This is a genomic window from Micromonospora phytophila (assembly GCF_023656545.1).
Classification (GTDB): domain Bacteria; phylum Actinomycetota; class Actinomycetes; order Mycobacteriales; family Micromonosporaceae; genus Micromonospora; species Micromonospora phytophila.
The window spans coordinates 1-20,125 of the sequence record NZ_JAMOKF010000026.1; the positions used below are offsets into that span (position 1 = coordinate 1).

The window sequence follows — 20,125 nt, forward strand, 5'->3', positions numbered from 1 at the left end:
CCCGGCGGGGCCCGCCGGCATCCTGCGCCCGGGCGTGCTCGGCGAGGCGGGGTCCGGCGGGCTCGGGGATCGGGGGTCCGTCGGCGCGCCGTCCGGTGGGGTGCTGCTCGGTCCGGGCACCGGCGACAACGCCGCCGCCGCGCTCGGCGTCGGCGCCGGCCCCGGCGACGTCGTGGTCTCCGTCGGCACCTCCGGCACGGTGTTCAGCGTCGCCGACGTGCCGGCCGCCGACGGCTCCGGCACGGTCGCCGGGTTCGCCGACGCGACCGGCCGCTTCCTCCCGCTGGTCTGCACGCTCAACGCCGCCCGGGTGCTCGACGCCGCCGCGTCGCTGCTCCGGGTCGGCCTCGACGAGCTGGCGGAGCTGGCGCTGGCCGCCCCGGCCGGTGCCGACGGTCTCGTGATGGTCCCGTACCTGGAGGGCGAGCGGACCCCAGACCGGCCGCTCGCCACCGGCGCGGTGCACGGGCTCACCCTGCGCACCTCCACAGCCGCGCACCTGGCCCGGGCGGCGGTCGAGGGGATGCTCTGCGCGCTCGCCGACGGCCTCGACGCGTTGACCGCGCAGGGCGCCACCGTGCAGCGGGTGATCCTGATCGGCGGCGGGGCGCGCTCGCTGGCGGTGCGTCGCATCGCGCCGCAGGTCTTCGGCCGTCCGGTGGTCGCACCGCCGCCGGGGGAGTACGTCGCCGACGGCGCGGCCCGCCAAGCCGCCTGGGTCGCCCTGGGCGGCGCGGCGCCGCCCGCGTGGGCCCTGCCCGGCACCGAGGAGTACGAGGCCACGCCCGTACCCGGTATCCGCGAGCGGTACGCCGCCGTCCGCGACCGGGTGGCGGACCGCCTGACACCACCGGCCTCGGGCGGCTAATGCGCTGTACGCGGTGACCTCCATTCGCGATGATCGCCGCGTGCATCCCGCTTCCGCCCCGTGCGACGCCCCGGCAGCCGGCCCCGGCCCGCTCCCCGTCATCCAATACGACGACCTGGACACTCCCGGCGACGTCGTCGACTCGTTGCTGCTCGCCGACTTCGTCACCGGCCGCCACCGGTGGGCGCGGACGGTCCGGCTGGCCAAGCTGCGCCCGGGAGCGGAGCTGGTCCCGGACCGGGCTGAGCTGGTCCGCACCGCGATCGAGCGGAACCGCGCCGTCCGGCTCGCCACCGGCGACGGTTGGACCCTCCGGGTGGTCAACTGGCGGGGGCGGGGCGCGGAGGTGACCGTCACGGCGGTCGACGGCGAGGTCGGCGGTGCCGTGCTGAAGGAGATCGTCAGCGGGGGCGCCGAACCGGTGGAGTCGGGCACCGAGCCGATCGGCTTCTGGCACAACAGCCCCCGGCGGGGCGCCCAGCGGGACAGCCGGCGGATCGCCGCGCCCGGCTGGTCCACCATCCGGTCCAACTACGCAGCCTCGGCGCGTACCGAGCTGGGCGGGCTGATGGCGCTCACGCCCGCCGCGGTCACCGGCCGCCTGGTGCTGATGCACGGGCCGCCGGGCACCGGGAAGACCACGGCGCTGCGGGCGCTCGCTCACCAGTGGCGGAGCTGGTGCCAGGTCGACTGCGTGCTCGATCCGGAGGAACTCTTCGCCGACCCGGCCTACCTGTCGGAGGTCGCCGTCGGGGAACAGGAGCACGGCGGCGACGGGCCCGAACGCCGGTGGCGGCTGCTGATCCTGGAGGACTGCGACGAGCTGATCCGGGGCGAGGCGAGGCAGGCGGCCGGGCAGGCGCTGTCCCGCCTGCTGAACCTCACCGACGGGCTGCTCGGCCAGGGCCGGCACGTGCTGGTCGCGATCAGCACCAACGAGGACCTGTCCCGGCTGCACCCGGCGGTCGTGCGACCCGGCCGGTGCCTGGCCCGCATCGAGGTCGGACGGTTGTCGTACGGGGAGGCGACGGGCTGGCTGGGCAATGCGGCGGGGGTCCCGCCGGACGGGGCGACCCTGGCCGATCTGTACGCGCTGCGCGCCGGGACGCCGGTCGTCCCGCCCGCCACGGTCCCCGTCGGGGGTTACCTCTGAGGTTGGCCGTGCACCCGGGCGCGCCGTCACCCGGTCGTGACCTGATCCTGGTTGGCTGCCGGACATGACCTTGACCCGGGGCGGGCCGGCGCGGGCCGGGCGCGGGGCCGCCGCCCGCCGCTTCTACAGCGTCGTGGTGTTCGTGCTGCTCGCCTCGCTGGACAACGTGGCGATCGGCCTGGTCCCGCCGCTGTACGGGTCGATCGCCGAGGCGTTCGACGTGCCGCAGCGGCTGCTCGGCCTGGTCACCGCCGTCAGCTTCCTGGCCAGCGCGGTGGCCGCGGTGGGCTGGGCGTACGTCGGCGACCGCACGAACCGCAAGCCGCTGCTGATGGTCGGCACCCTGATCTGGGCCGCCGGCACGGGCGGCAGCGCGGTCGCGGCGAACTATCCCGCCTTCCTCGCCGCGCAGCTGCTCGCCGCGGTCGGGCTCGGCGCGGTCGGTTCGGTGGGGTTCTCGGTGGTCACCGATCTGATCTCGCCCCGCCGCCGCGGGCTGGTGATGAGCTTCTGGGGGCTGTCCCAGGGTGTCGGCACGCTGGCCGGGACGCTGGTCGGCGGGCTGCTCGGGGCCACCGACTGGCGCCGGCCCTTCCTGGTGCTCACCGTCGTCGGCCTGGCCGCGACCGCCGCCTACCTGTTCACCTACGACATCCGGCGCGGCCAGAGCGAACCGGAGCTGGCCGACGCGCTGGCCACCGGCGCCGAGTACGACTACCGGATCAGCCGGGCCGACCTGCCGACGGTCCTGCGCCGGCGGACCAACCGATGGTTGATCATGCAGGGCCTCACCGCGCAGGCGGCCTTCGGGTCACTGGTCTGGCTGCCGGTGCTCTTCGCCGAACGGGCCGAGGACCAGGGCTACTCGGCGGCGACCGCGGTCGTGGTGGGCAGCGTCTTCGCCACCCTGTTCCAGCTCGGTGGGGTGCTCTCGATCGTCGGCGGTCTGCTGGGCGACGCCCTGCAACGGCGTACGCCCCGGGGGCGGGCGCTGGTCGCGGCGGTCGGCGTGCTGGCGGCGCTGCCGTTCTACCTGGTGCTCTTCTTCGTCCCGGTCCGCATCGACGTGCCGGACGGCGCCGGCGGCGGGACGGTCGTCCGGGCGGTGCTGGCCAGCGTGGTCACCGAGCCGACGGTCGGGCTGAGCCTGCTCACCGCCGTGGTGGCGCTGGCGCTGACCTCGGCGAACTCGCCGAACTGGTTCGCGCTGATCGCCGACGTCAACCCGCCGGAGCACCGGGGCACCGTCTACAGCCTCGGCAATCTGGTCAACGGGGTGGGCCGGGCGGCCGGCAACGGCCTGGTCGGGGTGGCCTTCCACGGCCTGCGGGCGGCCTTCCCGCCGCCGCTGAACTACGCCGTCGGGCTGGCCGTCTTCCAGCTCTTCTTCATCCCGACCGGCGTCATGTACTGGCGGGCCTCGCGGACCTCGCCCCGGGACATCGCCGACGTGCACGAGCTGCTGCGGGCCCGGGCGGGGAAGTTGTGAACGGGGCCCCGCGCAGGTTGCGCAGGGCCCCGTCGGGTCAGGCCCGGACCCAGACCGTCACGTCGGTCGGGACCCGGCCGTCGTCGGTGAGCGGGGCGCTGGAGACCGCCAGCTCGGCCCCGGCCGGCAGCGGCACGGCGGCGTCGCCGAAGTTGGTCAGCACGGTCAGCCCGGCGTTGCGGAAGGACAGCACCTCGTCGCCGGTGCCGAGCCACTCCAGCGTGCCCCGGCCCAGCCCGTGCTCGCGGCGCAGCCGCAACGCGGTCCGGTACAGCTCGTACGTCGAGCCGGGCGCGTCCCGCTGCCGGTCCAGCGCGTACTCCGCCCAGAGCGGCGGCTGCGGCAGCCAGCTGGCGTCGGTCGGCCCGAAGCCGTACGAGGGGGCGTCGGCCTCCCACGGGATCGGCACCCGGCAGCCGTCCCGACCCCGCACGGTCTGCCCGCTGCGCTTCCAGGTCGGGTCCTGCCGGGCCTCGTCCGGCATGGTGGTGTGCTCGGGCAGCCCCAGCTCCTCGCCCTGGTAGAGGTAGGCCGAACCGGGCAGGGCCAGCATCAGCAGGGTGGCCGCCCGGGCGCGGCGCAGGCCGAGCGCGGTGTCGGGCTGCGGGTCGCCGATGCCGATGCCGTTGGGCCGGCCACCGCGGACGTCCAGGCCGAGCCGGGAGGCGTGCCGGACGACGTCGTGGTTGGAGAGCACCCAGGTGGTCGGGGCGCCGACGGCGTCGGTGGCCTCCAGCGACCGGGTGATCACCGCGTACTGGGCGGGGGCCGTCCAGGAGGCGAGCAGGTACTCGAAGTTGAACGCCTGGTGCATCTCGTCGGGGCGGACGTAGCGGGCCAGCCGCTCGGCCGGCTCCACCCACGCCTCGGCGACCAGGACCCGCTCGTCCGGGTAGCTGTCGAGCACCCGGCGCCACTCCCGGTAGATCTCGTGCACGCCCTCCTGGTCCCACATCGGCGGGCGGGGCTTGTCGATCTCGTTGCCGGAGAGGATCTCCTGCGGCTCCTCCCAGTCGGCTAGGTCGGCCTGCTTGATCAGGCCGTGCGCCACGTCGACCCGGAAGCCGTCCACGCCGCGGTCCAGCCAGAACCGCAGCACGTCCAGGAACTCCGCCCGGACCTCCGGGTTGTCCCAGTTCAGGTCCGGCTGTCCGGTGTCGAACAGGTGCAGGTACCACTGGCCGGGCCGGCCGTCGGGGTCGGTGACCCGGGTCCAGGCCGGGCCGCCGAAGACGCTCTGCCAGTCGTTCGGCGGCTGCGCGCCGTCGTCGCCGAGCCCGTCGCGGAAGATGTACCGGTCGCGCTCCGGGCTGCCCGGGGCGGCGGCCAGCGCCGCGGTGAACCAGCGGTGCGCCGACGAGGTGTGGTTGGGCACCAGGTCGACGATCACCCGCAGGCCGCGCGAGCGCGCCTCGGCGATCAGCTTGTCCGCGTCGGCGAGGCTGCCGAAGAGCGGGTCGACGTCCCGGTAGTCGGCCACGTCGTACCCGGCGTCGGCCTGCGGGGACGGGTAGAACGGCGACAGCCACACCGCGTCGACGCCCAGCTCCACGAGGTGGTCGAGGCGGGCGGTGATGCCCGGCAGGTCGCCGATGCCGTCACCGTCGGAGTCGGCGAAGGAGCGCGGGTAGATCTGGTAGATGACGGCCTCGGTCCACCAGCCGGTGGCCGGACCGGCGGACGTGTCCTGGTGCGTCGCGTTGCTGTTCAGGGCCTTCTCCCGTGTGTCGAGCCGGACGATCGGTGGTGCTGGGCGGGACGCCGGCGATTCCCGCTAGTTTGCCCGGGGTGGCGCGGTCGACGCGCGGACGACGAGCCGAGTGGGCAGGATCACCGGCGATCCGGGCGGGTCGCCCCCGGGGCGGCCCGGCGGTTCCAGGGTCCGGCCGCCGAGCGGGTCGAGCAGGATCCGGGCGCCGAGCAGGCCCTGCTCCGCCGCGGGCTGGGCGATGGTGCTCAACCCGAGCACGCCGGCCAGGTCGTGGTCGTCGATGCCGATCACGCTGACGTCCTGCGGCACCCGCAGGCCGGCGTCGCGCAGCGCGGTCATCGCCCCCATGGCCATCTCGTCGCAGGCCGCGAAGATCGCCGTCGGCGGGTCGCCGCGCCGGAGCAACTCCTCGGTGGCCCGGTTGCCGCCGTCGATGGTGAACTGCGACTCCACGTCCAGGCTCGGGTCCGGGTGCAGCCCCGCCTCGCGCAGCGCGTCCCGGTAGCCCCGGCGCCGGTCCAGGTGGGTGGTGAAGGCGAGCTCGTCGTCGGGGTCGCCGGAGATGTGCGCGATCCGCCGGTGGCCGAGGTCGAGCAGGTGCCGGGTGGCGGTCCGTGCGGCGGCCACGTCGTCGATACGGACGCAGGGCCAGCCGGGGACGACGGTGCCGGAGCTGATGATCACGCCGGGCAGGTCCAGCGCGGCGAGGGCGGTCAGCTCGGCTGGTCGCAGCGGGGTGGCGACCAGCATGATGGCGTCCACCCGCTTGTGCAGGTTGGCCGTGCGCAGCACCCGCTGGCGGATCTGCTCCCGCCCGCCGAGGTTGTGCAGCAGCAGGTCGTAGCCGGCCTGGTGGAGGAAGTCCTCGACGGTCTCGACGACGATGCCGAAGAACCACCGGGTGATCCGGGGCACCACCACCGCGACCGTGCCGGTCCGGCCGCCGGCCAGCCGCGAGGCGCTCGGCGAGACGGCGTACTCCAGCTGCTCGGCGGCCGCGAGCACCCGGCGGCGGGTCGCGGCCGAGACCGTCGGGAGGCCCCGCAGCGCCCGGGAGACGGTGGCCGTCGAGACCCCGGCCAGGCGTGCGACATCATCGATCTTCGTCACGGTACCCCCGCTCAGCGCCCAGCTCCGCCGCCGCCGGTGGCCCGGCGGCGGCGGAGGCCATCAGCCCTTGACGCTGCCGGCGAGCAGACCTCGCACGAAGTAGCGCTGCAGGGACAGGAACACGGTCAGCGGTACGACGATCGACACGAACGCGCCGGCCGTCAGGCGCTGCCACTCGTTGCCCCGGGTGCCGGCCATCTCGGCGAGCTTGACGGTCAGCGGCGCCGTCTCGGCGGTGCCCCCGGCGAAGATCAGCGCGACCAGCAGGTCGTTCCAGACCCAGAGGAACTGGAAGATGCCGAACGCGGCCAGGGCCGGGGTGATCAGCGGCAGGACGATGGTGCGGAAGATCCTCGGGTGGGTGGCCCCGTCGACCCGGGCCGCCTCCATCAGATCGCCCGGGAGCTGCGAGATGAAGTTGTGCAGCAGGAACACGGCGAACGGCAGCGCGAAGCAGGTGTGCGCGAACCACACCTGGGCGAACTTCTGTTCGTCGACCAGGTCCCAGGCCGGCATCAGGGTCACGCCGCCGAGGGTGACCCCGGTGGAGAAGAACTTCAGCAGCGGCACCAGGGCCATCTGCAGCGGCACGATCTGCAACGCGAAGATCGCGATGTAGAGCCAGTCCCGACCCCGGAACTTGATCCAGGCCAGCGCGTACGCGGCCAGGGCCGCGAAGGCGAGGGGGAAGAGCACCGACGGGATCGTGATCGCCAGCGAGTTGATGAAGTAGCCGGCGAGCTGCCCGGACGACGAGGATTGCCCGAACAGCACCTGCTGGTAGTTCTCGAGGGTGAACTGCGGGTTGGTGAAGGCGGTCCACCAGCCGGTGGTCTTGATCTCGTCCTCCGGCCGGAGCGACGAGATGAACAGGCCGAAGGTCGGGATGGTCCAGAGCACCGCGATGACGATCGAGACGAGGGTCGCGGTACGGCTGTTCAGCCGCTTGCGGACCCGGCCCGCGGTGGTCCTCGGGGCGTCGGTCTCCTGGCTGCCGACGGCAACTGTGGGCGTGGCGGTGGTCATCTCAGCCCTCCCGCTGCTGACGGAGGTTGCGGATCTGGTAGATCACGACCGGGATGACCAGGACGAAGAGGAAGACCGCGAGCGCGGAGCCCTGCCCGCTCTCGCCGTACCGGAACGCCTGGTTGTACATCTCGTTCGCGATCACGCTGGTGTCGTAGTTGCCGTTGGTCGCGGTCCGGACGATGTCGAAGACCTTGAGCGTGGCGATCGAGAGGGTCACCACCACCACGATCAGCGCCGGCCGGATGCTCGGCATGGTGATCTGCCAGAACATCTGCCACGGGGTGACCCCGTCGAGCCGGGCGGCCTCCACGATGTCGGCGGGGATCGCCTTGATCGCGGCGGAGAGCACCACCATGGCGAAACCGGCCTGGATCCAGATCATGATGACGATCAGCAGCAGCGTGTTCAGGGGTGACTCGAGCAGCCACTGCTTCGGTTCGCCGCCGAGGCTGACCACGATCTGGTTCAGCAGACCGATCTGGTCTCCTTCACCGCGGTAGGCGTAGACGAACTTCCAGATGATGCTGGCGCCGACGAAGGAGATAGCCATCGGCAGGAAGATCAGGGACTTGGCCACGGCCTCGAACCGGGCCTTGTCCACCAGGACGGCGTAGAGCAGGCCGAACGAGGCCGCCACCAGCGGGACCAGGAGCACCCAGACCAGGGTGTTGATCAGCACCCGGACGATCGAGCCGTCGGAGAACATCCATTCGTAGTTACCCAGCCCGACCCAGTCGTTGCTGCTCCTGTCCATGAAGGAGAGCATCGTGGTGCGGATGGCCGGGACGACCAGCCCGACGGTGAGCAACAGCACCGTCGGCAGCAGGAAGAAGAGCGCGAACAGGCCCTCCCGCTGCTTGCGCCGGCGGGGGAGCGGAGCGCCGCTCGCGGAGGCGGCGACGAGCTGCGCCTCCCGTCGCCGAGCGAACCAGGCCGGCACGACGTCGAGCAGCAGGAGCAGACCGCCCACCACCACCACGAAGGCGATCAGCCCGTACATCAGCATGAGGAGCTTCGGCTGTTCGTCGGCGAAGTCCATCAACCCTCCCTCAGGGGTCGGCTCGATCGGTGGTCCGGCCCGCGCTGCGGGCCGGACCACCGACGGAGAACTACTTCGGCCAGCTGTTTTCGATGCCCTGGAGCACCGGAGCGGTCGGCTTGCCGTTCAGCCAGTCGACCATGCCCTTCCAGAACGTCCCCGCGCCGACGCCGGCCGGCATCAGGTCGGATCCGTCGAAGCGGAAGACGGCGCTCTTGTCCTGGAGGATCTGGACGGAGAGCTTGTCGATCGGGCTGGCGACGTTGGCGATGTCCAGCTTGTTGTTCGCCGTGAGCCAGTTGCCCAGCTTGGCGCGGCTGTTCACGTACTCACCCGAGGCGAGGTAGGTCTGCACCGCCTGCACCTCCGGGCGGTCGGCGTAGGCGACGACGAACTCGCCCGCGCCCAGCACCGGCTTGCCCTTGGCCGGGTCGATGGCCGGGAAGTAGAAGGCGAACGCGTCGCCGTCCTCGGCCACCTTGGTGCCCTCGGGGAACTGGTTGGCGTAGAACGACGCCTGCCGGTGCATCGCGCACTTGCCGTTGGTGATCGGCACGCCCGCCTCCTGGAAGGAGGTGGTGGTGATGCTCTTGACGCCGCCGAAGCCGCCGTTCATGTACTTCTCGTTCTTGAGGATGCTGCCGGCCCGGTCGACCGCCTCGGCGACCCGCGGGTCGTTGAACGGAATGGCGTGGGTCGTCCACTGGTCGTAGACCTCGGGGGTCTGCGTACGCAGCATCAGGTCTTCGATCCAGTCGGTCGCCGGCCAGCCGGTGGCGTCACCGGACTCGACACCCGCGCACCACGGCTTCATGCCGCTGGCGGCGATCTTGTCGCTCAGGGCGACGAGCTGGTCCCAGCTGGTCGGAACCTCCCAGCCCTTCTCCTTGAACGTCTTCGGCGAGTACCAGACGAAGGACTTGACGTTCGCGCCGAGCGGCACGCCGTAGAGCGTCCCGTTGACGGTGCCGTACTTCAGCCAGTCGGCCGGCATGTTCTGCTCGGCCATGGCCTTGGTGTCGGCCCCGAGGGACTTCAGCTTGCCGGCGTCGGCGAACCGCTTCACCAGGCCCGGCTGGGGCACGAAGGCGATGTCGGGCGCGTTGCCGCCGTCGACCCGCACGGGGAGCTGCGCCTCGAACTCGCCGCTGCCCTCGTAGTCGATCTCGATGCCGGTGCACTTGGTGAACTGCTCCCACGACCGCTCCAGCAGGTCGGCCTCCGCGTCCCGGATGGACGCGTAGATGGAGACCTTCTTGCCGTCGTTGTCGCCGTACTTCTCGTATGCGGCACACTCCGCGGAGCCCGCGTCGCTGCTCTTCTTGTCGTCGCCGGTACCGCAGGCGGTGGCGCTGAGCGCCAGCCCGAGTACGCCGGCGATCACGAAGGCCTGGCGTGGTCTGGTAGAGACCGCCATGCCGTCCTCCTTCCTAGCCGGCGCGGTCGTGCTCGATGACCTGGCGCCGGTCCGATGGGCGTCCCCACATGTAAGCGCTTGCATCGGGCTGGGTCCACCCCCTGCCGGACACGACCGAGTAACAATCCGGAAACCGCGCCGTTGCCTCGTGGGCACGCTCCCGGTCCAGATCCCCGCCTCTTTCGATCAGTGGCGATATCTGTCAGGCTGAGGCCAGGTGATCGAAGGATTTCAACATAGGAGGTGCTGGATGGGTAAGAGGTGGTTCAGCCTGATCGCGGCCGGTCTGCTGGCGGTGGGCACCCTGCTCCCGGCGGCCCCGGCGATGGCCGCCCCGACGTTCAAGCTGCCGTTCCCGTGCGGCCAGTCCTGGTCCGGCCAGACCCGGACCGACCACAGCCCGGCGTACGCGGTCGACTTCAACCGCACCGACGACCTCGGCGACCCGGTGGTGGCCAGCGCGCCGGGCACCGTCGACCGGGTCACCGACCTCGGCGGCACCAGCTACGGCAAGTACGTCCGGATCGACCACGGCGGCGGATACACGACGTACTACGCACACCTCAACGGCTTCAACGTCTCCGTCGGCCAGAGCGTCGGCTACGGCAAGGTGATCGGCTGGGTCGGCAGCACCGGCGGCTCCAGCGGCCCGCACCTGCACTACGAGCAGCGCCTCAACGGCGCCGACATCCAGGTCCGGTTCAACGGCTCGCTCGCCCTGTACTGGGGGACGAAGTCGTACACCAGCGACAACAACTGCTCCTCGACCACCGGCTCCGGCACCGTCAACACCAGCGGCACCGCGCTGACCGTGCGCTCCGGCCCCGGCACCGGCTACGACGCCGTCGGCACCGTCGCCGATGGCACCCGGGTGACCATCTACTGCCAGACCAGCGGCACCAGCGTCACCGGCACGTACGGCACCAGCTCGATCTGGGACCGGATCGGCACCGGCCGCTACATCGCCGACGCGTACGTCTACACCGGCAGCGACGGCTACATCCCCAACGTGCCCCGCTGCTGAGACGGGCGACGGGGCTCCCGGGCCGACCGGGGGCCCCGTTGCGGCTCAGCTGTTCAGCTGCCAGATGGAGAAGTTCAGCGCGGCGGCGAAGGTGACCCAGGCCCAGTAGGGGAGCATCAGCAGCGCGGCCGGCCGGGAGACCCTGGCGAAGAGCAGGACCGTCACGCCGATCGCCGCCCACATCAGCAGGATCTCGGCGAACGCCAGCCCGTACCGGCCGGCGCCGAAGAAGAGCGGGGTCCAGATCGCGTTCAGCACCAACTGCGCGGTCCAGGCCCAGAGGGCGGGACCGAAGCCGACCCGGCGCCAGACCAGCCAGCCGGCCACCGCGATCATCGCGTAGAGCACGGTCCAGACCGGCCCGAAGAGCCAGGACGGCGGCGCCCACGCGGGTTGTTCGAGGCTCGCGTACTCGGCCGAGGTGCCCCCTACGCCGAGCCCGCCGATCGCGGCGGCGGCGAAGACCGCCACCCCGAAGCCGGCCAGTGCCCACCACCTGCGCGCACCGTCGCTACGGCGGGCGCTCCCAGTTATCTCCATGGTCGAGACATCTCCCGCCGCGCGGGCCGCCAAACCTCGCGGTCGACCTCCGAACGGCACGACGCCGGGGTCGTCGTGTCCGGTGCTCCTGTCTGGGAGGACGGAACTCCGGTCACGACGACCCCGGCGGGTCCCGGACGGCGGCGTATAGCCGCCACGTCAATTGAAGATGCTCACACCACCCGGACCGACCAGCAGGCCGACCACGATGAGGACTACGCCCCACAGGATCTGCCGGCGGAACAGCGCCAGGATGCCGGCGACCACCAGTACGACTGCGAGAATCCAGAGAATCAGCTCCATGGCTGCTGAATACCCGAGGCGCCGATCCCGGAAACCTGCGGGTGATCGAGGTGGTCGCCGAGGTGGAAGATGCTGTAGGCCTGCTTGATCACCGGGTGGGCGACGTTGCGGACGCGGACGCCGCCGGGGGTGGTGCCCCGCTCGGTGCCGGCGTGCGCGTGCCCGTGCAGCGCCAGCGCGGTCGGCGCCGAGTCGATCGCCTGACCGAGCTGGTACGACCCCAGGAAGGGGTAGATCTCCAGCGGCTCGCCGGCCAGCGTGTCCGGCACCGGCGAGTAGTGGGTGAGGGCGACCAGCACGTCGCAATCCAGGCCGCGCAGCGTCGCGCCCAGCGCGTCGGCGCTGTCGGTGGTGGTCCGGACGAACGCCTTCATCTCCGGCTCGCCGAAGTCGCTGGCGCAGCGGCCGGCGAAACCGCCGCCGAATCCCTTGACCCCGGCGATGCCAAGCCGGCCCCCGGCGCAGTCCACTACGACGCCGTCGCCCTCCAGCACGGTGATCCCGGCGTCCTCGAGCACCTTGACCACCTGCGGCACCTGGTCGCACTGGTGGTCGTGGTTGCCGAGCACGGTCACCACCGGCACGCCCAGCCCGCCGAACTCGGTGGCCACGCAGCGGGCCTCGGACTCGGTGCCGTGCCGGGTCAGGTCACCGGCGAGGAGCAGCACGTCGGCCTGACCGGGCAGTTCCTCCAGGGCCGGCCGGAACCGGCCGACCACGTCCTCGTCCAGATGCACGTCGCCCACGGCGGCGATCCGGATCACCATGAACCCTCCCTCAGGGCAGTTGTTCGATCTCCGTGGGCGCCTGCGTCCGGATCACCCCGATGTCGCTGGTGACCGGCACGTCCGGGAAGCGTTCGGCCACCCGGCGCAGGATCTCCTCCCGCCGGTGCGGGCTCTCCACCTCGCCGTAGAGCACGAGGGCGCGTTCCCGCCGGACCACGGTGATCCCCTGCTCGGCGACGTCCGGATCCTCGGCCAGCAGGCGGTGGATCTCCGCCTCGATGTACTCGTCGGGCGGCCCGGTGCCGCCGGCGCGATGCTCGGTCACGGTGTCCCCTTTCCTTCCGGGGTGCCGGAGTGCGGCACCACGTCCAGCCGGTCCAGCAGCACCAGGAACGCCTCGGCGTACGGCGAGTGCTGCGTCTCCTTGCGTACCCGCTCCCAGTCGATCTGCTCGCGCAGCGAGCGGGCCAGCGGCAGGGCTCGGGCGAAGTCGCAGTAGTGCTGGGAGAAGCTGAGCAGCTTGTGCACCATCAACTGGGTGGCCGAGAGCACCGGCATGTGGATCGCGTCGACGGGCCGGACCACCGTGTCGGCGAAGGTCTCCTCGGTCACCGGGGTCTCGATCGGCCGGTGGATCAGATCCACCATCCGCCCGTCGTCGAAGACCTTGACCAGCCAGTCCTCCGGCGGGCGCTCGGCGGTGAAGCCCGCCGTCACCAGGGACTCCAGCGCCCGCTCCACGTCGACCTCGCGGATGAGGAAGTCGACGTCGTGCTCGCTGGAGTGACCGCCGTGGGCGTAGACCGCGAAGCTGCCCCCGAGTGCGAAGGGAATCTCTTCCTGCTTGAGCACGGCCGCGACCTTCTTCAGGGTGTGCACCAGGGTCTCGTCCCCGCGCTCGGCCATCTGGATCTCCCGTCGGTGGTGAAGGTGGGCAGGCGACTCGATCGAACTTCGGTACCCGGCATTCCGGCCGGCCACACCTGGCAGGGGGCGCGGGTGGGGCCAACCGGGAGCCGAAGGTACAAATCTCCGGGATCGCGAGCACGGGTCGGATAGCGTGGGGAGGGTGTCCAGATCAACGCGGGCGCGGCGCGGCAGGGCCCGATTGCGCGCCGTCGCCCTGATCGGCATCGACGGCTCGGGCAAGACCACCCAGGCGCACCGGCTGGCCGACGCGCTCACCGCGGCGGGGCACCCCGCCACCTACCACCGCAACGCCGGCGGGCGCCGCTGGCTCGGCCGCCTCGCGCACCGGCTCGGCCGCCCGGACGCCCAACGGCTCGTCGGGCGGAACGGGATGCTGGCGGTGGAGTCCGTGCTGCGCTGGCTGGCCATCGCCGGCGCCGTGCTCAGCCGGCTCGTCACCGGCCGGATCGCGGTGATGGACCGCTACTCCGTCTGCCAGTACGCGAGCATCCGGGCGCACGGCGGGCACCGCCGCTGGGAGCGGCTGGCCCGGATCGGCTACCGCGTCTTCCCGCCGCCCCAGGTGACCTTCCTGCTGGCCGTCGACCCGGCGGAGGCGTACCGGCGGATCGAGCAGCGGGGCACCGACCACGAGAGCATGCGTTACCTGACCGCGGCCGACGCCGCGTACCGCGCGCTGCCGGAGTATCCGACCTTCGTGGTGGTCGACGCCGGGCGCCCGCCGGCGGAGGTCACCCGGCAGATCCGTGAGCACCTCGCCGGCTGGCTGCGGGTGGGCGAGAGCCGGGTCCGGCCCGTCCCACCGGACGTCGAGCCGGTGGCGGTGGGCCCGGTGGCCCTCTGAGGCGACCGGGGCCTGTGGGCGTGACCGGTGGCTCGGGCGTGGCCGTGGCGCGTGTCCGGTCGGTCAGGCGCGGCCGTAGACCGGAACGGAGGCGCCGCTGGTCGGGGCCGACTCGTCGGAGGCCAGGAACCGGATCACCGGCGCGATCTCGGCCGGGGTGACCCAGCGCGAGTGGTCGGCGTCAGGTTGCGCGGCCCGGTTGGCCGGCGTGTCGACGACGCTGGGCAGGACGGTGTTGCAGCGCACCCCGGCGGCCTTGTACTCCACCGCGACCGCGCCCGCGAAGGCCAGGACCGCCGCCTTGGCGGTGACGTACCCGGCGGCGCCGGGGAACGGGGCGACGGCCGCCCGGGAGGAGACGCAGACCACCGCGCCGCCGCCGGCCGCCACCAGGTGCGGCAGCGCCGCTCGGGTGACCAGCCAGGTCGGTCGCAGGTTGAGCGTCAGCATGCGGTCGAACTCCTCGACCGGCGTCTCGTGCACCACGCTGCCCCCGGCGTACCCGCCGACCAGGTTGACCACCGCCCGCAGCGGGGCCCTCGGATCCTCGGCGGCCACCGCGACGGCCCGCGCCGCGCCGGCCGGATCGGTCAGGTCCGCGACCAGCCGGACCGGTCCGCCCGCCGCCGGGCCCGCCGTTTCCGGGCCCTGGCGTCCCGGTACGACCACCCGCCAGCCCGCCTCGGCGAAGGCGGCGGTGACCGCACCGCCCAGTCCGCCCGTTCCGCCGGTGACCAGCACACTGCGATCCGTCATCCGCCACACGCTAGTGCCCGGCGCGACCGCCCGGGCTCCCCGGGTCGGCCGGGCCGACGGCCGGGATCGGGGGGTCCCGGGGCCCGCGGAAGCCGGGGAGGTGGCATGGTCTGGTGGTGACGGCGGTCGGTCGCAGCCGTCCGGCAGGTCGGGGCCGGCCTCCCGGAGGAGGCGGCGGCACTGTGAGAATGGCACGCTGAGCAGGACCGCTGGTCCCGGTCTGCGGTACTTTCCCCAACACGCGCCGTGATGGTTGACGCTCACGCCTCATGAAAGTAAGTTTCATCCGTGGCGAAGAGTCCGAAGATTTCCGTGAGTCACGAGCCCGGTGGGCTGATCGTCCACATCAGCGGCCTGCTGCCGTCGTTGTCGCCGGCGGAGCAGCGGGTCGCCCGGCTCGTGGTGGCCGACCCGGCCGGCTCCGCCCGGCGGACGATCACCGACCTCGCCACCGCCGCCGAGACCTCCGAGGCGACCGTCATCCGGTTCTGCCGGTCGGTCGGCATGGACGGTTACCCGCAGCTGCGGATCCGGCTGGCCGCCGAGGCCGCCCGTCGGGTCGAGCCGCCGGACGCGCGGGTCGTCGGCGGCGACATCCCGCCCGGCGCCGACCTCGCCCAGATCATCGCGACCATTGCCTTCAACGACGCCCGTGCCGTCGAGGAGACGGCCGAACAGCTCGACCCGGCGGTCTGCGAGCAGGTCGTCGACGCCATCGCGGGCGCCGGCCGGATCGACATCTACGGCGCGGGGGCCAGCGGCTTCGTCGCCTCGGACTTCCAGCAGAAGCTGCACCGCATCGGGCGCACCGCCTTCTACTTCCCGGACGTGCACACCGCGCTGACCTCGGCCGCCCTGCTCGGCCGGGGCGACGTCGCGGTCGGCATCTCGCACACCGGCACCACCTCGGACGTGGTGGAGGTGCTGGAGCAGGCGAGGTCCCGCGGCGCGGCCACGGTCGCGCTGACCAACTTCCCGCGTTCGCCGATCACCGAGGTCGCCGACTTCGTGCTCACCACGGCCGCCCGGGAGACCACCTACCGGTCCGGGGCCATGGCCAGCCGCCTGGCACAGCTCACCGTCGTCGACTGCCTCTTCGTCGGCGTGGCCGCGCGCAACCGCGCCCGGGCCAGGAAGGCCCTCGAGGTGACCGCCGAGGCGGTCCAGTCGCACCGGGTGGGCCCGGGGCGGAGGCGGGGATGACGGCCGACGCGGACGAGGCGGCGCCTGCGATCGCGGCCCGACCGGTGGTCCGGGTCGGCGCGCCGACGGAACGGCGCAACCCGCTCAGCGCCGACCTCGACCTGATGTCGACCCGGGACGTGCTCTCGGTGATCAACGAGGCGGACCGGCGGGTGCCGGCCGCCGTCGCCGCCGTGCTCGACGAGATCGCCACGACGGTGGATCTGGCGGTCGCCGCGCTGCGCGGCGGACACCGGGTGCACTACTTCGGCGCCGGCACCTCCGGCCGGCTCGGGGTGCTCGACGCGGCCGAGCTGGCGCCCACCTTCAACTCCCCGCGGCACTGGTTCTGCGCCCACCTGGCCGGTGGGCCGGACGCCATGTGGCGGGCGGTGGAGGACGCCGAGGACGACGACCGGGGCGGTGCGGCCGAGGCCGCCGACTGCGTACGCTCCGGCGACCTGGTGGTCGGACTCGCCGCCAGCGGACGCACACCGTACGTCCTCGGGGCGCTCGCCGCGTCCCGGACGAAGGGCGCCGCGACCGTGCTGCTCTGTGCGAACCCGGAGGCGGAGGCCGCCCGGTCGGTCGACGTCTTCATCGGGGTGGACACCGGACCCGAGGTGGTCACCGGGTCGACCCGGATGAAGGCGGGCACCGCGCAGAAGCTGGTGCTCAACACGTTCTCCACGGCCGTCATGGTCCGACTGGGCCGGGTCTACTCGAACCTCATGATCGACATGGTGGCCACCAACGCCAAGCTCCGGGGCCGGATGATCTCGATCCTGATGGAGGCCACGGGGTGCGCTGAGGAGGTCTGCCGGCGGGCCCTCAACGAGGCGGACGGTGACCTGAAGACGGCACTGGTCTCCCTCGTCTCCGGAGCGGGGGTCCCCGCCGCGCGGGCCGCGCTGGCCCGCTCCGCCCACCAGGTCCGCAACGCCCTGGACCTCCTCGCCTCCTGACCCCACCCCGTCCCACCCGTCCCGCCACCTGCCCCGACCCCCGACCCTGGGTGCTCGGACGGCCGCTCGGGGTGACGACGTCCGTGGTCCCGCGGTGGTGATGCCAGGACTTCACGGCAGGTGGGCATGGATTCGGGCTGCGGATTGTTCACCTGGGGGTGGGGTATTACCACGGGCGTGGATGAACCGACCGGTCCGGCGGCGCGTATCTGGCAGTGACCAGGATCGCAGCTCGGTGGTGACCCGGGTCGCTGTGCCCCCGGGGCGGGCGGTGTTGCCATGAACCGGGGCGGACGGCGTTCCGCCGATCCACCGACCCGTACGTGGTGCCCCCGAAGAGCCGCCACACGGGGTGCTGACAGCAAACGTGGACCGTGCTCTCAGCTGATTATCAGGCATTCGTGACAGTTTCGACTCACGACATGGAATCCCCGACACGTCTCATCTGTTGTGTAGGTGTCAGCACCGGTGGGCACAGCGGAAGTTACGGGGGAGGGCTGATGGACGTGGGGATGGCAAGGAACCGGGCAACCGGCGCGAACGAGGGGACCGTGGGCAACGTGGACAAGAACATCGGCATGCGAACCGACGAGGTTGCCGAGGAGCGGGACCTGGTCGGCGTCTACCTTCACGAGATCTCCCGGACGCCACTGCTGGACGCCGCCAAGGAGGTCGAACTCTCCAAGACCATCGAGGCCGGCCTCTACGCCGAGCACCTGCTCGGCGAGGACCGCGTCCCCGCCGGTGTCGACCGGGAAGACCTGGAGCGACTGGTCGTCGAGGGTGAGCGGGCCAAGGACCTGTTCATCCGGGCCAACCTGCGACTGGTCGTGTCGATCGCCCGACGCTACGTCCGTTCGGGCATGCCCATGCTGGATCTGATCCAGGAGGGCAACACCGGCCTGGTGCGGGCGGTCGAGAAGTTCGACTACGAGCGTGGCTACAAGTTCTCCACCTACGCGACGTGGTGGATCCGCCAGGCGATCAGCCGGGCGATCGCCCAGCAGGAGCGCACCGTGCGCCTGCCCGTGCACCTGGTCGAGGACGTCAACCGGATGCGCAACGTGACCCGGCAGCTCACCCGTGAGCTGGGCGCCGACCCGGAGCCGGAGCAGATCGCGGCGTCCCTCGGCGTCACCGTCGAGCGCGTCAACGAGCTGGTCCGCTGGTCGCAGGACACCGTGTCGCTGGACACGCCCGTCGGCGACGACGGCGACACCAAGCTCGGTGACCTGGTCGCCGACAGCGACGCCCCCTCGCCGGAGGAGATCGTCCTCACCGGCCTGGAGCGGCAGCGGATCGAGGGCCTGCTCAACCACCTCGACGACCGCTCGGCCGGCATCATGCGGGCCCGCTACGGGCTGGAGGACGGCCGTGAGCACTCCCTCACCGAGGTGGCCTCGCGGTTCTCGCTCTCCCGGGAGCGGATCCGGCAGCTGGAGATCCAGGCGCTCGGCCGGCTCCGCGAGCTGGCCCGGGCCGAGGGGCTCCAGGCCGCCTGAGCTGGTAGTAATGACGGCGAACGGCCGGCGTCCGATAGGGGGACGCCGGCCGTTCGCCGTATCCGGGTGCGATCAGCGGACCCGGCCGTAGCCCTGGATGGGCATCAGGTCCATGTCCCGCTTGAGCACGTTCCGCCCGGCGCTCGGCGCGTCGATCACCTGGCCGCCGCCGACGTAGATGCCCATGTGCCCGAGGCCGCTGTAGAAGACCAGGTCCCCCGGGCGCAGCTCGCCGCGGCCGATGTGCGCCACCACACCCCACTGCATCCGGGTGTTGTGCGGCAGCGACTTGCCGGCCGCCCGCCAGGCCGCCGAGGTCAGCCCGGAGCAGTCGTAGCCGTCGGGACCGTCGGCGCCCCAGACGTACGGCTTGCCCAGCGCCCCGTAGGCGTAGCGGACCGCGACGCCGGCCTGGCCGGAGATCGCGGGCGCGTCGTCGGCGCTGGCGGACCGCGCCGCCGGCGCTTCGGTGGCCCGGCCGTACGCCTGGCGGCGCAGCTCGTAGAGCTTCGCTAGGTCCCGTTCGATCCGCTTCTTACCGGCGGCCAGCTCCCGGGCCTGGGCGGCCTGGCGACCGAGCGTGACGTCCAGCCGGGTCTTCTCGTCGATCAGCCGGCGCTGGTCGTCGGTGAAGTTCGCGATCGTGGCCTGCCGCTGCCGGGTCAGCTGTTCGAGCGTGCCGAGCCGGTCCAGCGCGGCGCCGGCGCCACCGGCGCCCAGCAGCGCCTCCGCGGTGCTCAGGTTGCCGGTCTTGTAGGCGGTCACCGCCAGCTCGCCGACCTCGGCGCGGCTGCGCGCGGTCTGCTCCTCCAGCGGGCCGATGCGGGTCTGTAATCCGGCCGCGGCCACCTTGTTGGCCTTGATGTTCTCGTTGAGTTCGTTGTACGCCTCGACGACGCCCTCCAGCTCGGTGGAGGACTTCTCGATCCGCCGGGTGAGTTCGGCGGGGGACGGCTCGGCCCGGGCGGGCACCGCCGCCGGCGCGACCAGCGTGGCCGACATCGCGGCGACGGCCAGGACGCGCAGCGTGTTTCTGAGGGACGACAAGAGCGGAAGGCTCCTCTCCCACGGGCCGCCGCGGGGCTGCTGACGCCCCCGGCGGCACCGGGCCGGTGCTGTCCGGGTGGACGGCGGTCGACCGGGCCGGCCCGGACAAGGTAACCCGGGGCGGGAGTGATCCGCAGTTGAAGCAGGGGCGAATGTTGGCAAAGTGGCAGGAAGGGCCGGCTGCGATCGTGACGGTAGGTGATCGACCGTCGTCGCAGCGGTCGGGGGAGCGGTGACGATTGCCATAGATGGAGTGATTTACCGGATTCGTCGTTCTCGACGGATGCCGTCGGATCCTTGTGCGCTATAACCGATAAGACCGACATGGATGTCTCTATCCGGCGGCCGGCCCGCCGCCAGCCGTCCCGCCGACGCCGAAATCCCGCCCTGAGCTGGCGCGCGGGCAACACAATGAACCGCGGAGCCGGGAATCCCGTCGGCGAACACCGGTGCGTACGCCGACGGGAGCCGACCCCGGCACGCAGCCG

Annotated in this window: 20 protein-coding genes; 8 read left to right on the top strand and 12 right to left on the bottom strand. The window is 72.3% G+C overall.

Features of this window, described 5'->3' with window-relative positions; translation table 11 throughout:
* The 3 genes from NCC78_RS06430 to NCC78_RS06440 form a co-directional block, all read left to right on the top strand.
* A partial coding sequence (locus NCC78_RS06430) for an FGGY-family carbohydrate kinase (RefSeq protein ID WP_250792335.1) occupies positions 1-868 on the top strand: 868 nt, incomplete at its 5' end.
* 40 nt (positions 869-908) lie between these two features.
* The gene (locus NCC78_RS06435) at positions 909-2,021 is read left to right on the top strand and encodes a DUF5925 domain-containing protein (RefSeq protein WP_250792337.1); all 1,113 of its coding nucleotides are present in this window, start codon (positions 909-911) and stop codon (positions 2,019-2,021) included.
* A gap of 64 nt (positions 2,022-2,085) precedes the next feature.
* A complete protein-coding gene (locus NCC78_RS06440) occupies positions 2,086-3,510 on the top strand; it encodes an MFS transporter (protein ID WP_250792339.1) in 1,425 nt (474 codons plus the stop codon).
* Between the two features lie 37 nt (positions 3,511-3,547).
* On the opposite strand, the gene NCC78_RS06445 is transcribed toward NCC78_RS06440, so the two are convergent.
* From NCC78_RS06445 to NCC78_RS06465, 5 genes are all read right to left on the bottom strand, one after another.
* The gene (locus NCC78_RS06445) at positions 3,548-5,221 is read right to left on the bottom strand and encodes a glycoside hydrolase family 13 protein (protein ID WP_250792411.1); all 1,674 of its coding nucleotides are present in this window, start codon (positions 5,219-5,221) and stop codon (positions 3,548-3,550) included.
* 63 nt (positions 5,222-5,284) lie between these two features.
* A complete protein-coding gene (locus tag NCC78_RS06450) occupies positions 5,285-6,331 on the bottom strand; it encodes a LacI family DNA-binding transcriptional regulator (RefSeq protein ID WP_250792341.1) in 1,047 nt (348 codons plus the stop codon).
* 60 nt (positions 6,332-6,391) lie between these two features.
* Positions 6,392-7,357: a carbohydrate ABC transporter permease gene (locus NCC78_RS06455; RefSeq protein ID WP_250792343.1), complete on the bottom strand. Its 966-nt coding sequence runs from the start codon at positions 7,355-7,357 to the stop codon at positions 6,392-6,394.
* 1 nt (position 7,358) lies between these two features.
* Positions 7,359-8,399, bottom strand: coding sequence for a carbohydrate ABC transporter permease (locus NCC78_RS06460; RefSeq protein ID WP_250792344.1), 1,041 nt, complete (start codon positions 8,397-8,399; stop codon positions 7,359-7,361).
* Between the two features lie 70 nt (positions 8,400-8,469).
* Entirely contained in the window at positions 8,470-9,816 is a 1,347-nt protein-coding gene (locus NCC78_RS06465; RefSeq protein ID WP_250792346.1) for an ABC transporter substrate-binding protein, read from the bottom strand.
* A gap of 250 nt (positions 9,817-10,066) precedes the next feature.
* Between NCC78_RS06465 and NCC78_RS06470 the strand changes: the two genes are divergently transcribed.
* The gene (locus NCC78_RS06470) at positions 10,067-10,840 is read left to right on the top strand and encodes a peptidoglycan DD-metalloendopeptidase family protein (RefSeq protein WP_250792347.1); all 774 of its coding nucleotides are present in this window, start codon (positions 10,067-10,069) and stop codon (positions 10,838-10,840) included.
* A 45-nt stretch (positions 10,841-10,885) separates the two neighbouring features.
* Here NCC78_RS06470 and NCC78_RS06475 read toward each other — a convergent pair whose 3' ends face one another.
* The 5 genes from NCC78_RS06475 to NCC78_RS06495 form a co-directional block, all read right to left on the bottom strand.
* Complete coding sequence (locus tag NCC78_RS06475; RefSeq protein ID WP_250792349.1) at positions 10,886-11,380, bottom strand: TspO/MBR family protein; 495 nt, start codon at positions 11,378-11,380, stop codon at positions 10,886-10,888.
* Positions 11,381-11,539: 159 nt separating this feature from the next.
* Positions 11,540-11,683: a GPGG-motif small membrane protein gene (locus NCC78_RS06480; protein ID WP_165947907.1), complete on the bottom strand. Its 144-nt coding sequence runs from the start codon at positions 11,681-11,683 to the stop codon at positions 11,540-11,542.
* Positions 11,674-12,450, bottom strand: a complete 777-nt coding sequence (locus NCC78_RS06485; RefSeq protein ID WP_250792351.1) for a metallophosphoesterase family protein — start codon at positions 12,448-12,450, stop codon at positions 11,674-11,676. Before NCC78_RS06485 ends, NCC78_RS06480 begins: the two co-directional genes overlap by 10 nt.
* A 10-nt stretch (positions 12,451-12,460) precedes the next feature.
* Positions 12,461-12,736, bottom strand: a complete 276-nt coding sequence (locus NCC78_RS06490) for a BON domain-containing protein (RefSeq protein ID WP_250792353.1) — start codon at positions 12,734-12,736, stop codon at positions 12,461-12,463.
* Positions 12,733-13,545 (bottom strand): nucleotidyltransferase, encoded by an 813-nt coding sequence (locus tag NCC78_RS06495; protein ID WP_284706259.1) that lies wholly within the window; start codon positions 13,543-13,545, stop codon positions 12,733-12,735. The genes NCC78_RS06490 and NCC78_RS06495 overlap by 4 nt, the downstream gene beginning before the upstream one ends.
* On the opposite strand from NCC78_RS06495, the gene NCC78_RS06500 reads away from it, so the two are divergent.
* Positions 13,481-14,185, top strand: a complete 705-nt coding sequence (locus NCC78_RS06500) for a dTMP kinase (RefSeq protein WP_250792357.1) — start codon at positions 13,481-13,483, stop codon at positions 14,183-14,185. The genes NCC78_RS06495 and NCC78_RS06500 overlap by 65 nt on opposite strands.
* Positions 14,186-14,248: 63 nt before the next feature.
* On the opposite strand, the gene NCC78_RS06505 is transcribed toward NCC78_RS06500, so the two are convergent.
* On the bottom strand, positions 14,249-14,941 hold the full coding sequence (locus NCC78_RS06505; protein ID WP_250792358.1) for an SDR family NAD(P)-dependent oxidoreductase: 693 nt from the start codon (positions 14,939-14,941) through the stop codon (positions 14,249-14,251).
* Between the two features lie 288 nt (positions 14,942-15,229).
* Between NCC78_RS06505 and NCC78_RS06510 the strand changes: the two genes are divergently transcribed.
* The 3 genes from NCC78_RS06510 to NCC78_RS06520 all read left to right on the top strand — a co-directional run bounded on the left by NCC78_RS06510 (position 15,230) and on the right by NCC78_RS06520 (position 18,590).
* Positions 15,230-16,144 (top strand): MurR/RpiR family transcriptional regulator, encoded by a 915-nt coding sequence (locus tag NCC78_RS06510; RefSeq protein ID WP_250792360.1) that lies wholly within the window; start codon positions 15,230-15,232, stop codon positions 16,142-16,144.
* Positions 16,141-17,088, top strand: a complete 948-nt coding sequence (murQ, locus tag NCC78_RS06515; RefSeq protein WP_250792362.1) for an N-acetylmuramic acid 6-phosphate etherase — start codon at positions 16,141-16,143, stop codon at positions 17,086-17,088. The genes NCC78_RS06510 and murQ overlap by 4 nt, the downstream gene beginning before the upstream one ends.
* A 512-nt stretch (positions 17,089-17,600) precedes the next feature.
* Entirely contained in the window at positions 17,601-18,590 is a 990-nt protein-coding gene (locus NCC78_RS06520; protein WP_250792363.1) for a sigma-70 family RNA polymerase sigma factor, read from the top strand.
* 72 nt (positions 18,591-18,662) lie between these two features.
* Here the strand turns inward: NCC78_RS06520 and NCC78_RS06525 are convergent, their stop codons facing one another.
* Positions 18,663-19,637: a C40 family peptidase gene (locus NCC78_RS06525; protein ID WP_250792366.1), complete on the bottom strand. Its 975-nt coding sequence runs from the start codon at positions 19,635-19,637 to the stop codon at positions 18,663-18,665.
* Positions 19,638-20,125 lie beyond the last annotated feature (488 nt).